The organism is Cyclobacteriaceae bacterium, assembly GCA_025808415.1.
GTDB lineage: Bacteria > Bacteroidota > Bacteroidia > Cytophagales > Cyclobacteriaceae > UBA2336.
This window is the reverse complement of record CP075525.1, coordinates 990501-1005716: the sequence shown is the minus strand read 5'-3', so window position 1 is coordinate 1005716 and position 15216 is coordinate 990501. Positions and strand designations below refer to the sequence as shown.

Sequence of the window (15216 nt, the reverse complement as noted above, 5' to 3'; positions counted from 1 at the left end):
CATGAAGAAAAAAGTAATTATAGATCCGGTTACGCGTGTGGAAGGCCACGGCCGCGTAACCATACACCTGGATGAGTACGGAAAAGTAGAGGATTCATTCTTTCACATCGTTGAGTTCAGGGGGTTTGAACGCTTCATCCAGGGCCGGCCGTATTGGGAAGCACCCGTATTGGTTCAACGCTTGTGTGGTATTTGCCCGGTAAGCCACCACCTGGCAGCGGCAAAAGCCATCGATCAGCTGGTTGGTGTTGAGCCTGAATATCTTAGTCCTGCAGCCTATAAACTAAGAAAGCTTTTGCATTACGGACAAATATTCCAATCACACGCGCTGCACTTTTTCTATCTCGCATCTCCTGATCTTTTGTTTGGCACTGATGCCCCGGTAGAAAAACGAAATGTATTTGCCGTAGCAATAGAGAACAAAGAACTGGCTCGCAAGGGTATACTCATGCGAAAATTTGGTCAGGAGATTATCCGGGCAATTGCCGGCAAAAAAATACACGGGGTGGCTGCCGTTCCCGGGGGCATGTATAAAGTTTTTGATCCTGAGGAACGTGATTATTTCCTGAACGGAAAAGATATTCCTAATATCAAAACGATGCTGGAATGGTCACTTGAAACGATTCAATTCATCAAGGCTTACTTCGAAAAAAACAGATCCATGCTCGACACATTTGCCACTTTTCCTTCCGGACACATGGGCATGGTGGATGAGTTGGGAAACATGGAGCTCTACCACGGTAAGTTAAGAGCCATTGACAGTATGGGTAATATTACGTTGCCCGATGTTTCTACCAATGACTACCAAAAATATTTTCTGGAAGGTGTGGAACGCTGGTCGTACATGAAATTTCCTTATCTGAAAGAAATTGGTCGGGAAAAAGGCTGGAACAGAGTTGGGCCGCTGGCGCGAATAAATATATGCAATGCTATTCCTACACCATTGGCCGAAAAAGAGCGGCAGGCTTTTGTTGCCTTTACAGGAAACAAAGTAAACAACAGCACGCTGTACTCACACTGGGCAAGGTTAATTGAACTTTTACACTGTGCTGAGATAATGGATGAACTGCTCCATGATGATGAAATACTAAGTGATGACCTGGTGCGTGAAGGCACCAAACGAATGGAGGGCATTGGCATTATTGAAGCACCCCGTGGCACACTTACCCACCACTACCAGGTAGATGATAAAGGCATGATTACCCGGTGTAACCTAATTGTATCAACCACCCATAACAACGAAGCCATGAACAAAGCTGTTCGCTGGGTGGCCAACAATGTAATCAGTCAGAAAGGAACTATTACGGATAGCATGCTTAACCAGGTTGAAGTAGCCATACGTGCTTACGACCCTTGCCTGAGTTGTGCCACACAGGCACTTGGACAAATGTCATTACAAGTACAAGTGTATAATAAGAAAGGAGAACTGATCAATGAACACATTAAAAACTAACAAGACGCTAATGATCGGCATAGGAAATTATGGCCGTTCCGATGATGCACTCGGGTGGAAATTCATTGACACTTTTGTATCACACGATGATTTATTTGATTTCGAATATCGTTACCAGCTCCAAATTGAAGATGCTGATCTGATAAGCCAATATGATCATGTAATTTTCGTAGACGCTTCGCGTGAACAATATCGCAATGGATTTTCTTTTCATGTTTGTGAGCCGTCTCCCTCCTCCTCCTTCACCACCCATGAACTGAAACCAGAAATGGTGTTGTGGCTAACCTGGGACTTGTTTGGAAAAAAACCGAAAGCACACACCATGGCCATTAGCGGAAAGCAGTGGAAGTTACAGCATGGCTTAAGCAGAAAAGCACAGGAAAATTTCAATAAGGCAGTAACCTATTTTATTGCATATATCAATAAACTTGAGCACGTGCCCGTTTCATAAATTCTTTGGCAATTCTTCTTCCTTAAAAGGAAAAGCCGGGCATTGCCCGGCTTTTCTTACTCTTACGTTAACTTCTTTTAATTATTTGAATACCTGGATTCACCCAGCTTCGCATGCGCTACCGCCATTCGTGCTACAGGCACGCGTGGACCGGAGCAGGAAACATAATTCAGTCCGATTTCGTGACAGAACTGAATGGACTCAGGATGGCCGCCATGTTCTCCACAAATACCGACTTTCAAAGAAGGATTTGCAGCACGACCATTTTCAACCGCCATCTTCATCAATTTACCCATGCCCTTTTTGTCTAACACTTCAAACGGATTGTCCTTTAATATCCGGTTGGTAATGTAGAAAGGCAGGAATTTGTTTTCAGCATCCTCGCGTGAGAAGGAGAATGTAGCCTGGGTTAAGTCATTCGTTCCAAAGGAGAAAAACTCAGCTACAGTAGCCAGCTCTTCAGCTTGAAGACATGCACGAACTGCCTCCACCATAGTACCGTACTTAACATTCAGTTTAATCTTCCGCTCGGCTTCCAGTTTTGCCTTAAGCTCATCTACAAATACTTTCACCTGAATAAGTTCTTCAGCAGCAATAACCTGTGGCACCATAATTTCGGAATGAACATCCGTGCCGGCCACCTGGCAATCTGCCGTGGCCTCCAATATGGCCTGAATCTGCATGCGATAAATTTCAGGGAAGGTGATGCCCAGGCGCACACCACGGTGGCCGAGCATAGGATTTACTTCATGTAATTCCTTCACTTTCTTCAGCATTTGTTCTTTCTTCAAAATGGCTGACTCAACCAACTCAGCTCCGCTTAAGGTAAATGGAGCCGGTGATTTTTCAGGAATGTTCAGATCGGCATTTAACAACCGTAAACTGCTGAACAGATTGGTAACGCCACTTACGGTTTCTTTTAAATGGCGAAGGTTAGTCAGTTCATCACGCAATACATCTTCTGTTGGCAGAAACTCATGGATAGGAGGATCAAGCAACCGAACCGTTACCGGGCGTGGGGCCATCACGGTAAAGATTTCTTTAAAGTCGGCACGCTGCATGTCTTTGAGACGGTTTAATGCGGCTTCACGTTCTTTTGGTGTAGTCGCCAGAATCATTTCAACCACAATCGGCAGCCTGTCAACATCGTTAAACATGCGCTCGGTGCGGCAAAGTCCAATACCCATGGCGCCAAATTCAACCGCTTTCTTTGCAGTAGCTGGGGTATCTGCATTGGCAAATACTTTCAGTTGAGCTACTTCATCGGCCCAACCTAGTAACATTTTCAATTCATTAGAGAACACTGGATCAACCGTTGGGATAACACCCTGGTAAACATGTCCTGTACCACCATCAATGGTAATGTAATCACCTTCATGCAAAATCTTTTCACCTATAATTGCCTGACGAAGTTTTACATCTACTTTAATACCTTCCGCACCGGCAACACAGGGTTTGCCCATACCACGGGCAACCACAGCGGCATGCGAAGTTTTACCGCCACGGCTGGTCAGGATTCCCTGTGAAGCAAAGAAGCCATGTATATCTTCGGGTTTGGTTTCTTCCCGAACAAGAATAACTTTTTCACCAGAACGACCCAGTAATTCAGCACGATCGGCATCAAACACAACATGACCGGAAGCAGCACCCGGTGATGCTGGTAAACCAATGGCCAGTGGTTCAACTTTATAGGTAGCATCCAGCCTTGGATGGAGAAGTTGCTCCAGCATATCAGGTTTAATTCTGAGCAGGGCTTGTTCTTTTGAAATCAATCCTTCCTCTTCCATTTCTACAGAGGTACGCACCAGGGCAACAGTATTCATTTTACCGTTGCGGGTTTGCAGGCAGTATAAAATTCCCTTTTCAATAGTGTACTCAAAATCCTGAACTTCTCTGTAATGTGATTCCAGCTTTCTGCGCAATTCCTCCAACTGACGATACAGTTCAGGCATTTCAGTAGCCAGCTGTACAACAGGTTTGGGCGTGCGTATACCCGCCACTACATCTTCGCCTTGCGCATTGGTCAGGTATTCACCATACATAATATTTTCACCTGTGCCAGGGTCGCGGGTAAAGCCAACACCGGTGGCACAGTCGTTACCCATATTGCCGAACACCATAGTTACCACATTTACCGCAGTGCCATTAGCCATCTCAGGGGTAATCTTAAATTCTCTTCTGTAATCGATGGCACGCTTACCCATCCAGGAATTGAATACCGCCTTCACAGCAATTTCCAATTGTTCATATACATCTTCCGGGAATGGTTTACCTGTAAATTCTTTTACCACAGCCAGGAATCGTGCAGAAATTTCTTTCAGGTCTTCCGTGCTCAATCCTACATCAACCTTCACCCCCGCGCGTTTCTTTATTTCTTCAAAATGATGATCAAATTTTTCGTCAGGAACTCCGAGGGCTACTTTTCCAAAGAGTTGAATAAACCTGCGGTAAGCATCATATCCGAACCGTTCATTTCCGGTTTGAAGAATCAAGCCTTTCAGGGTTTCAGAATTTAATCCCAGGTTAAGAATGGTATCCATCATTCCCGGCATCGACATGGCCGATCCGGAGCGAACAGAAACCAGCAGCGGATTTTTTCCGTCACCGAATTTTTTGCCGGTTGCCTTTTCCAGTTCATTCATATTCTCCCGAACCTGGTTCATCAGGCCTTCCGGTAATTTTTTATCCGAAGTTTCCAGGTAGGTAAGGCAAGCTTCAGTTGTAACAACAAACCCGGGAGGAACATTGAGCCCGATCTGGGTCATTTCACAAAGGTTGGCTCCTTTGCCACCTAATAGCTTCTTGTTTTTCCCATCACCTTCGTGAAAGGAATAAACGTATTTAGTATGCTTTTTCGATTCTTTGTTGACTTTCATAGTAGTGGCCTTTGGCATTTCTAGATCTATGGTGTTCATAATTTCATGTGTTTAAGGGAGCTTGAATGTAGCCCGCTTAACCCCTTAATTAGAATGATATAAGTCATTCGGTTACGCGATAGAAATCATGCTTAAAAAATGATAAGTGAACAGATTTCAGGGGCTTTTTGTCCTGTTCAATAACACATCAAAAATGCTAACTTTGCCCCCGTAAACGTTTGAATTATGGCGCTAGTTGAGCTGATAATGCCCAAAATGGGTGAAAGTATAATGGAAGCCACCATTTTAACCTGGTTAAAAAAACCGGGCGATAAAATTGAGCAAGATGAGTCGGTATTGGAAGTGGCCACCGATAAGGTTGATACCGAAGTTCCCTCCACCCATGCCGGTGTATTAAAAGAAATACTGGCTAAAGAAGGCGAGGTGGTTAAGGTTGGAAAACCCATTGCTATTATCACAACTGATGTCGAAGCAGGCGTTACTGCTGAGCCCAAATCGGATGAACCCAAACAAGTAGCAGCACCTGTTTCAGGTTCTAAGAAAGAAACAATTGCCGCGACATCAACCAATGGCAACGGTGCCTCGCATCATATTGCTGATTACAAATCCGCTTCGCGATTTTATTCTCCTCTTGTTAAAAACATCGCCAAAGAAGAAAATATTGCGATTGCGGAATTAGAAACTATTCCCGGTACCGGGTTGGAAGGCCGTGTAACCAAAAAAGATATTCTAACCTACGTTCAGCACCGCAAATTAGGGCAAACCATCCAGGCCACACAGCAGTTTAAAGCCCCGCAAGGTGTGCCGGTATCAGTTAGCGCGGGCGATGAAATCATCCAGATGGACCGCATGCGCAAAATGATTGCCGAGCGCATGGTGGATTCAAAACGGATTTCTCCTCACGTAACTTCCTTTGTAGAAGCTGATGTTACCAACATTGTATACTGGCGAAATAGTGTGAAGAATGAATTTCAAAAGCGGTATGGGGAATCCATAACCTTCACACCAATTTTTGTAGAGGCCCTTGTGCAGGCGATCAAAGATTTCCCGATGATCAACATACAAGTTGATGGTGATCGTATAATACGAAAGAAAGAGATCAATATTGGAATGGCGGTAGCCCTTCCTTCGGGTAACCTGATTGTTCCGGTTATCAAAAATGCCGATCAATACAACATTAGTGGCTTAGCTAAACTGGTAAACGATCTTGCCGTTCGTGCCCGTGAAAACAAACTTAAACCCGATGAATTAACCGGAGGTACCTATACTTTAACCAACGTTGGCTCCTTTGGAAATGTGATGGGCACACCCATTATTGTTCAGCCACAAGTTGGTATAATGGCTACCGGGGCCATTCTTAAAAAACCAGCGGTGGTGGAAACACCGTATGGTGATGCGATAGTGGTTCGCCATAAAATGTTTTTATCACACTCGTATGACCACCGTGTAGTGGATGGATCACTGGGTGGAAGTTTTGTTAGACGTGTTGCCGATTACCTGGAGAAGTTTGATCCCAGCAGACCCTTTTAACGCTTAAGGGAAAGATAGCCGGTTTTCACTTCTTTTTGATCCACTTCTATTTTGTAGAAATAGTTACCGGAAGGCAACTCATTGCCTTTTGTATCTAATCCGGCAAAACGTTTACCGGGTACGGTATCATCATAATTCTCCACTTCGTATACCTTATCACCCCAACGATTAAAAATCAGCACCTTATTCGGGAATGGTAAATTAGCAATGCGCATATATTGGTTAAGCTCAAAACCATTTGGGGCAATAGCGTTGAACACTTCAATACCTGAATTATCTGCACTGGCTACGGCAAGCAATGTTTCCGTTGGTGCTTGAGCAGAGGTTACTGTACCGGTGGACAACGATCCTGTGGAATTAGACTGACCCAAGCTCGTAAACGGATCATTAAGTGCTGAGGCTTGCGCGACAACCAATGATTGAAGTCCACCGCTCAGGCTATTCTCATTTCGAACCGGCAATGTAACTGTGGCATTTTGGAGTGAGCCAGTCACTACATCAACCGTAAAATAGCGTTGATCAGAAATGCTTTTTAATGAACTTGATTTCGGAAGAACTGATCCGCCAAGTTCAGTGCTTGAAACCCTTACCTGAGTAGCCGCTGATGTTATTCCAGTTATTTGTACAGGTAAATACGTGGTTCCATTCCCGATCGGGAATAATTTATTACCTGAACCGGAATGTTGGACCGCACCCTGAACGTGCGACTGATCCGAGCCACCGGTAATTACCACAGATTCATCAAAAATAATTTTCGAGTTATTCTCGGCCACCATAATACCGTTGGTAAGGATAAGCTCACGCTCCACAACAATATCGGCCAGAAATTTCTTTATGCCGCTACCATCAATCGTTAGCCAACTAAAAGCCTGTGCATTATGGTTTATGATTTGCTCACCGGAAGTACTGTTGAAGGTTATACGCCCTTCACCGGGAACATACGTACCATTGTTAAGCCATACACCGCCCATAACAAGGGAGCCGTTGTTTGTTAACGTACCGTTGTTGACCAAACTATCTCTAACCGAAAGCGCAGAGCCTGATTGCACAAATACTGTTGTACCCGGATTTATATAAAAACTTTGACCTAGTGCAAATAAAGGAGCTATAAAAAAAATCAATGTGTAAAAACAGGGTTTGGGATTTCTCATTGCTTCTTAAGTTTAGGCATTTCAATTTGACCAGCATTATTTTTCCTTCCAGGATTTGGATCCTTACTTAACCTTTCTTGCTCTGCTTTCAAATCTTCACTGCTTCGCCTGGAAGGATTAATCTGTTGTGGATCGGTACTACTTATCGGTTGGGTTTGATAACCAATTCCCATGGAAACAGGCAGGTTATATGCTTCAGGGTATAGATATTTTCCACGTTCATGATCAGGTTTGTTCTCTTCCACTTTTACACGGTTTTTCTCAGCATATGGATCTTTACGAATACCCGTTACCTGCCATGATACTTTCATTCCCGGGGTTCCTCCTGCGATACTGAAACGATTACCTGAAATTTCACGCTCTACAAAAACCGGGGCATGGCCTCCCATACAAGTAAGTTGATAACGGAAGTCCTTGTTCAGGGCCTCAAACCATTCCGGAAGAATAACCTCTGCCCTGCCTGACGCATCCAACGAAACAACACCATCATAAATGTTCTTCATATCTGGGGACTCCACAAACGAGTGATACAGGTATTTGTTAGCAGGGTCGAGAGGGTGATCTATTTTAAATGTTCCGCTACCCTTGCTTAAGGCGCCCGTAACATTTACTCTTCCGGAAAAATAACCTGCATATCCCGTTGCACTTCCATTAATCCCCCAAACTGCATATCCGGTTCCACTTGATGAGGCTACTACACCATATCCATTGGTTCCGGCTGTTCCGTATAAACCATAACCGCCTGCGGCATGACTTCCCCAAACACCAATCCCTGATGCAGCATTGCCATTATTTATACCACGCAAGCCAGCAGAGGAGGCTCCTGCTGCTGTAGGATTTACAACCCCAGTGATAGCCGCTGCGTTAGCCACCGTGGCATTCGTTTCCCCTCTTATGGCTGGTGCTGTGCCAGAGGCTGAAGTATGAATGGCATACAAACCATAGCCTGTAGCCCCTGTACTTGATGAAGATGTCTCAATTCCGTTACCTGTGCTTAGGGTACTATAAGCATAAACACCAGCCGTTGTTCCTCCTGCATACACACCATATGAATTGGCACCAAATCCAAAAGCAGATACTCCATTGGTAAAACTATCATCGCTTCTGGCCCACACACCTGCCCCGTTACCCGCAATAATTGCTTGGGAGGTGTTATTGTAATTAAATATACTTGCACCATAGGTGGCTCCACTGGCTTGAATCCCATAGTGTTTTCCGCGTCCATACAACCCGACACCGAACGTTACTCCATCATTTTGGAACGTATAACCCAGTGCACCTTGTGTGGAGGTAGTGGTTGTTTGAACTGCTGCGAGTACCCCATAACCCCGATCACCTGTATTGCTGAATAAACCTGCTACACCACCAGGAAGCGAGTTAGTTGCAGCCATTCCATATAGCACGCCAGAGCTAAGAATTGGTGCGCCATTTCCTGTTGTGGTAACCTGTAATCCAGCACTTGAGTTGGCAGCGTTTGATATATTAAATTCTGCCACCCGACCGTCAAGTCCAGTATTGTTAATTTGAAACTGTGTAGTCTTATCATTGTTCTCAACCGATTCAAAGAAGGGCAATGTAAGTCCACCGGCATTATCCGCAGCAGGCGCCCACTGGGTACCGTTCCACTTTAACACCTGATTAAGCGCTGGTGCAGTATTGGCAACCGGTCTGCTTTGTATTTGTACAACCGTTGGATTTGGATAGGTGCCGCCAAGATTCCCTCCCGCAGTTCCACCGGGTGCTACTCCGGCAATGGTAGTATTGCCAGCTGCCGTCAATCGTCCCTGGGCATCTACCGTAAAATTAGGAACCTGCGTAGCTGATCCATAAGGACCCGGTGTTACCGATGTATTCGCCAGGCTAACGGTTCCTGTTGTTGTAATCGGCCCACCAGTCAGCCCTGTACCCGTTGCAATGTTTGTAACTGTACCCGAGGAAGCTGCCGACCAGGTTGGCACACCGGCTGTTGTAGTTAGCACCTGGCCGTTGGTACCTGCAGCTAACTTGGTTACTGCTATGGCCGCAGTATTGCTAACATCAGCGTTTGTAATTGTGCCATCAGCTATTTTGGCGGAGTTAATGGCGTTATTAGAAATAGTCAGGGCTCCTGACGAAGCAAATGTTGCATCCCCTCCCATGGTCACAGCAATATTTGAAGCCCCATTGTTGGTTAAAAGCTGGCCTGAAGCGAGTGCCGGTAATGAGCCTGTTCCAGTATCATCGGCCTGCGGTACCCAGGCAGTACCATTCCATTTTAAAACCTGCCCAACGGTAGCCCCCGACTGAGTGAGTTTTCCAGGCGCTACGTTGGCGATTTTAACATCAGTTATTGAATTGTTTGCCAGATCTGCTGTGGCAATAGTTCCATCTAAAATTTTGGCCGTTGTAATGGCATTATCCCGGATATGGTTAGTGGTTACCGCGCGGTTGGCATCGGTAGTGGCATCGCTTCTTAATTCAGTAGCGGTAACACCATTTGAAGCGATGGCAATTGTTCCAGTTGTCGTTATTGGGCCTCCGGTAAGTCCGGTTCCTGTTGCAATATTAGTAACTGTTCCGGTTCCGCCAGTAGTTTCATTTTGAGGAGCCCATGTAGTACCATTCCATTTTAATACCTGGCCTGTAGTGGCTCCCGACTGTGTTAATTTTCCAGGTGCTACGTTGGCAATTTTTGCATCGGTAATAGCATTGTTAGCGATATCTGCATTGGCAATGGTGCCATCCAATATTTTTGCAGAAGTAATGGCATTATTGGCTACGATGGGATTTGGATAAGTTCCGGTAAGGTCGCCACCGGCATTACCGCCCGGAGCCGTACCGGTTAGGTTTACATTGTTCCCACCGGATATGGTAAGCACTCCTGTAGATGGGATGTACGTAAGTGTTTGATTATCCGTACCGGTGCTGTCTTCAATAACAATCCACGTTGTACCACCCCAGTAGTAGAATTTGTTAGTGTCCGTATCGAATACCAATAGCCCTTTTTCAGAGGTACCTAAAGTACTGATGAAGGCAGCTGCCGTTCGCTGCGCGGTAGTGAACCTTGGAACCAAAAAACCCTGGTTATTGCCCGGTGAGCGCAAATCCAATACAGAACGTGGATTGGGGTTTTCTGTGCCTATACCCACCTGTGCATTTGACTTTTGGCCTGCCACTAGCAGGAAAAGCAGAATGATTGATAAAGCCTTGATTTTCATAAACTGTATTTCTTAAAAAGATGAAGATACTCAATTGTCAGAATTCATGGGTTGTAAAATATCGAACAAACAGTTACACCCTACGCATGGAAATCAATCCATTTTACCCCGGATTGGTAACTGAGCCCCTAAAAAACAGTATCCTATTCTGACCCCATTAATCCCTTTTCCGGAGTATTCATTAGCTGTTTAAGCTTATCCAATTCAGCCCTGAACTGATTGATACGATTGTTTTGCTCGTTCAGTAACCTCAGCTGATCTTTAAGCAGTTTTATTTCCGATTCCAGATTCGAGATCTCTTCTTGTTGTTCCTGCACGGCTTTTACCAGGGGGGCAATAAAATCGGTATACCGAAGACCGAGTGTTCGATCATTGTCTCCACCCACGGTCAGAATAGCATTTCTATCGTCCACTAATTGCTCAATATCCTGGGCAATAAAACCCCAGTTGGTGCGCTTATCGCTTAAGTCTTTCATCTGATAACTAACAGGCCTGAGTTTTAATATAAAATCAAGACCGCTATCAATGTCACGGATATTTGTTTTCAATCTCCTATCGGACGAGGCCGTGAAGGCAACCTGACCTTCAATAACTGTAACCGTGGTATTGCCAATGCGAACTTTATTGCTGGCATTCACGATAGTACCTTCACCAATGGCCGTAGCATTATTTAAATTATTAACGCTAACATCTGCCCCATTTCCTATTAAGGTAAGCCGAGCTCCTATTGTATTTGTAGAGGCAGCTGTTGTACCTATAAAGGTATTAAAGAAACCAGTGGTAGTATTTTGGCCGGCCCGTTCACCCAGCATTGTATTACCCACTCCTGTAGTTACATTCCAGCCGGCCTTCTCGCCAATAAATGTGCTTACATTTGCCGCGGTTACAAATTCGCCTGCTTGTGCACCCACAAAAGTATTTCCCTGGTGATTACCGGCATTACCTGCACGCCATCCGATTATGGTACTTAAACCCAAGTTAGTGTGGTTCTCTGCGGCCTGAGTGCCTATAAAGACATTATAGTTTCCAGTATTATTGGCTCCTGCCCTCCAACCAAAAAATCCATTGTCGGTTCCGGCTGTTGCAACTTGATCACCGGCAAATAAATTTCGTATTCCAATATTATTGATCAACGCGTTAGGACCAACATTTGCCCACACGGCAACACCACCACCTGAAGTTGTCAATACTTGTCCTGAAGTACCAACTGAAAACTTTGAAACGTCAATGGCTGCACTACCACTGATGTCGGCATTGACAATTGTACCATCCACAATTTTGGCTGAAGTAATAACATTGTTTGCAATGTTGGGATTAGGGTAGGTGCCAGTAAGTTCTCCACCAGCCGCTCCGCCCGGTGCAACACCAGCAATGGTTGTATTACCTGCAGCCGTTAGCCTGCCTTGCGCATCTACAGTAAAGTTAGGAACCTGTGTTGCTGACCCATAGGCCCCGGCAACAACTGTAGTATTTGCAAGATTTAATCCGCCACCAAACGTGCCTGTGACCTGCCCTGCAGCAGGAGATTCTGTATCCAATACTACCGCAGCATTTAACCGATTCGTATTAATTGTGCCTGTGGTAGAAGCATCATTAACAGCCGTAACAATATTAGTTCCAGCCGTTGCAGCTATTGTTGGGTTAGGATAAGATCCTGCTAAATTGCCTCCAGCCGTTCCGCCCGGTGCAACACCGGCAATGGTGGTATTACCTGCAGCCGTTAGCCTGCCTTGCGCGTCTACAGTAAAATTAGGAACCTGTGTTGCCGATCCGTAGGGCCCGGCAACAACTGTGGTATTCGTGAGATTTAATCCGCCACCAAATGTACCTGTAACATGACCTGCTGCAGGAGATTCTGTATCCAATACTACGGACGCATTTAACCGATTTGTATTAATCGTGCCTGTTGTGGCCGCGTTATTCACTGCACTGACAACATTGTTACCTGCACCCGCTGCAATAAGCGGTGCCGGATAGGTGCCTGACAAATCACCTGAAGCTGCACCCCCCGGGGCTACACCAGCAATGGCAATACCTGAGGCTGCTGTAATACGTCCCTGAGCATCCACCGTAATTTGCGGAACGGTGGTAGCATTACCATAGGATGCCGCTGTGACCCCAGTGTTTGTTAAGCTTATTGTACCTGTAGTGGTGATTGGGCCACCTGTTAATCCTGTGCCAGTGGCAACACTAGTGACGGTTCCTGTTCCAACATTGTCAGCCTGAGGCACCCAGCCAGTTCCATTCCATTTTAATACCTGGCCTACTGTAGCTCCCGATGGTGTTATTTTGCCTGGCGCAACGGCTGATATTTTTGCATCACTTACTGAACCATCAGCCAAATCAGCAGTAGCAATAGTTCCGTCTGCAATCTTTGCAGATGTAATGGCATTGTTGGAAATAGTAAGAGCACCCGTTGAGGCAAAGGTTGCGTCTCCGCTCATGGTCGCTGCAATATTTGTAACTCCATTGTTTGTGATCAACTGGGCGTTGGCCAGCGATGGCAAAGTACCTACACCTGTTTCATCGTCCTGAGGTACCCACGCTGTTCCATTCCATTTCAATACCTGACCAACCGTAGCACCTGCCTGGGTTATTTTACCGGGCGCAACATTGGCAATTTTAACATCTGTTACTGCACTGTTGGCAATGGATGGATTTGGGTAAGCCCCTGTTAACTCACCTCCTGCTGGTCCGCTCGGTGGCGGTATATTTGACCACGTGGGTGTAGTTCCTGAGGTCAATAATACCTGACCGTTAGTTCCGCCCGCCAATTTTGAAATGGCAATAGCTGCTGAATTACTGATGTCCGCATTCACGATTGTCCCATCTACAATTTTGGCTGAAGTAATAGCGTTATTGGCCAGTGTAGGATTTGGATAGGTGCCACTTAAATCACCACCGGCCGTTCCTCCAGGTGCAATACCTGAAATACCAACGGTATTCCCCCCGGTAATGGTTAACTCGCCTGTGGTTGGATTAAAAGTAAGTGTCTGGCTGTCTGTTCCTGTACTGTCTTCTATTACGGTCCACGCTGTACCGCTCCAGTAATAAAATTTATCGGTATCGGTATCAAAGACCAACAAGCCTTTTTCAGTTATTGCTAACGTTGATACAAATGAAGCAGCCGTTCGCTGGGCTGTTGTTAATCGGGGCACCAACAAGCCTTGGTTATTTCCCGGAGACCGAAGGTCAAGCACCGATCGGGGGTTGGGGTTTTCTGTGCCAATACCAACCTGGGCAAAAGCAGAAACGGCAAAGCAATAAGCAATACAGCATAAAAGAAGCTGAAAGATGGTCTTTTTCATAAGGGTTTAGGGGTAATAATTTAGGAATGTACAAAATCGGATCGTAAACAATTATTCTATTTTTGCATCCTATTTAAAACCTCAAAATCCAATGAAATTCGGTACAAAAGCGGTACATGCGGGTGTTGAACCCGATCCTTCAACAGGGGCGATCATGACACCCATTTTCCAAACATCCACGTATGTTCAGGAAGAGCCCGCCAAACATAAGGGATACGCTTATGCGAGGGGGGCAAACCCCACCCGAAACGCCCTTCAAAAAAGTATTGCTGCCCTTGAAAACGCCCGATACACCCTCTGCTTTTCATCCGGTATGGGGGCAACGGATACCGTTATCAAACTGTTGAACCAGGGCGATGAGGTTATCACCAGTAACGATTTATATGGCGGTTCATACCGGATGTTCAAGCGGGTGTATGAGCGGCTGGGCATCAAGTTTCATTTTATCGATCTGACCAGTGCCTCTAACATCAACGCTTTCATTAATGAAAAAACAAAATTGATATGGTTGGAAACACCAAGCAACCCATTGATGAACGTTATTGACATAATAGCCTGTGTAGACATCGCAAAAAAAAATAACCTTTTGGTTGCCGTTGATAATACATTCGCTTCACCCTATTTACAAAACCCACTTGATTTAGGTGCTGATATTGTAATGCATTCAGTTACAAAATACTTAAGTGGCCACTCGGATGTTATCATGGGTGCCCTGGCAACCAATAGTGAAAAACTTCAGCAAGAACTTGCCTTTATTCAAAATTCATGCGGAGCTGTTCCAGGACCTCAAGATTCGTTTTTGGTATTGCGCGGAATAAAGACATTGCACCTGCGTATGGAACGCCATTGTTTAAACGGACGAAAGATCGCTGAGTACTTAAAGAATCATCCAAAAGTTGGCAAAGTTTATTGGCCCGGTTTTGTTGATCACCCAAACCATGAAATAGCAAAAAGGCAGATGCGCGACTTTGGTGGAATGCTTTCGTTCACGCTGAAAGATGACAGTCTGGAAAAGGCCTTTACCCTAATGAAAAGTGTAGAACTTTTTTCACTGGCCGAATCATTGGGCGGGGTAGAATCGCTGATCAATCACCCGGCATCTATGACGCATGCCAGTATTCCCAAAGAAGAGCGTATTAAAAACGGATTGATTGATTCTTTAATCCGCCTGAGCATTGGTATTGAAGATGCAGAAGACCTTATAGCGGATTTAGAACAGGCATTAGGGAAAGTTTAGGGATTTAAACCTT

The 15216-nt window shown here is 45.3% G+C and carries 8 protein-coding genes; 4 read left to right on the top strand and 4 right to left on the bottom strand.

The window, feature by feature from the left end; all coding sequences use genetic code 11:
* Position 1: 1 nt before the first annotated feature.
* Positions 2–1453, top strand: coding sequence for a Ni/Fe hydrogenase subunit alpha (locus tag KIT51_04615; protein ID UYN87547.1), 1452 nt, complete (start codon positions 2–4; stop codon positions 1451–1453).
* Between the two features lie 10 nt (positions 1454–1463).
* Entirely contained in the window at positions 1464–1904 is a 441-nt protein-coding gene (locus KIT51_04610) for a hypothetical protein (GenBank protein UYN87546.1), read from the top strand.
* 77 nt (positions 1905–1981) lie between these two features.
* Here the strand turns inward: KIT51_04610 and ppdK are convergent, their stop codons facing one another.
* A complete protein-coding gene (ppdK, locus tag KIT51_04605) occupies positions 1982–4819 on the bottom strand; it encodes a pyruvate, phosphate dikinase (GenBank protein ID UYN87545.1) in 2838 nt (945 codons plus the stop codon).
* Positions 4820–5005: 186 nt separating this feature from the next.
* Here ppdK and KIT51_04600 point away from each other — a divergent pair, with 186 nt between their 5' ends.
* Positions 5006–6310, top strand: a complete 1305-nt coding sequence (locus KIT51_04600; protein UYN87544.1) for a 2-oxo acid dehydrogenase subunit E2 — start codon at positions 5006–5008, stop codon at positions 6308–6310.
* Here the strand turns inward: KIT51_04600 and KIT51_04595 are convergent.
* The 3 genes from KIT51_04595 to KIT51_04585 form a co-directional block, all read right to left on the bottom strand.
* A complete protein-coding gene (locus KIT51_04595) occupies positions 6307–7461 on the bottom strand; it encodes a gliding motility-associated C-terminal domain-containing protein (protein ID UYN87543.1) in 1155 nt (384 codons plus the stop codon). The two genes, KIT51_04600 and KIT51_04595, sit on opposite strands and share 4 nt — an antisense overlap.
* On the bottom strand, positions 7458–10658 hold the full coding sequence (locus KIT51_04590; protein ID UYN87542.1) for a hypothetical protein: 3201 nt from the start codon (positions 10656–10658) through the stop codon (positions 7458–7460). The genes KIT51_04595 and KIT51_04590 overlap by 4 nt, the downstream gene beginning before the upstream one ends.
* Positions 10659–10801: 143 nt before the next feature.
* On the bottom strand, positions 10802–13966 hold the full coding sequence (locus KIT51_04585) for a tail fiber domain-containing protein (GenBank protein UYN87541.1): 3165 nt from the start codon (positions 13964–13966) through the stop codon (positions 10802–10804).
* Between the two features lie 91 nt (positions 13967–14057).
* Between KIT51_04585 and KIT51_04580 the strand changes: the two genes are divergently transcribed.
* Positions 14058–15203 (top strand): PLP-dependent transferase, encoded by a 1146-nt coding sequence (locus KIT51_04580; GenBank protein UYN87540.1) that lies wholly within the window; start codon positions 14058–14060, stop codon positions 15201–15203.
* Positions 15204–15216: the final 13 nt, after the last annotated feature.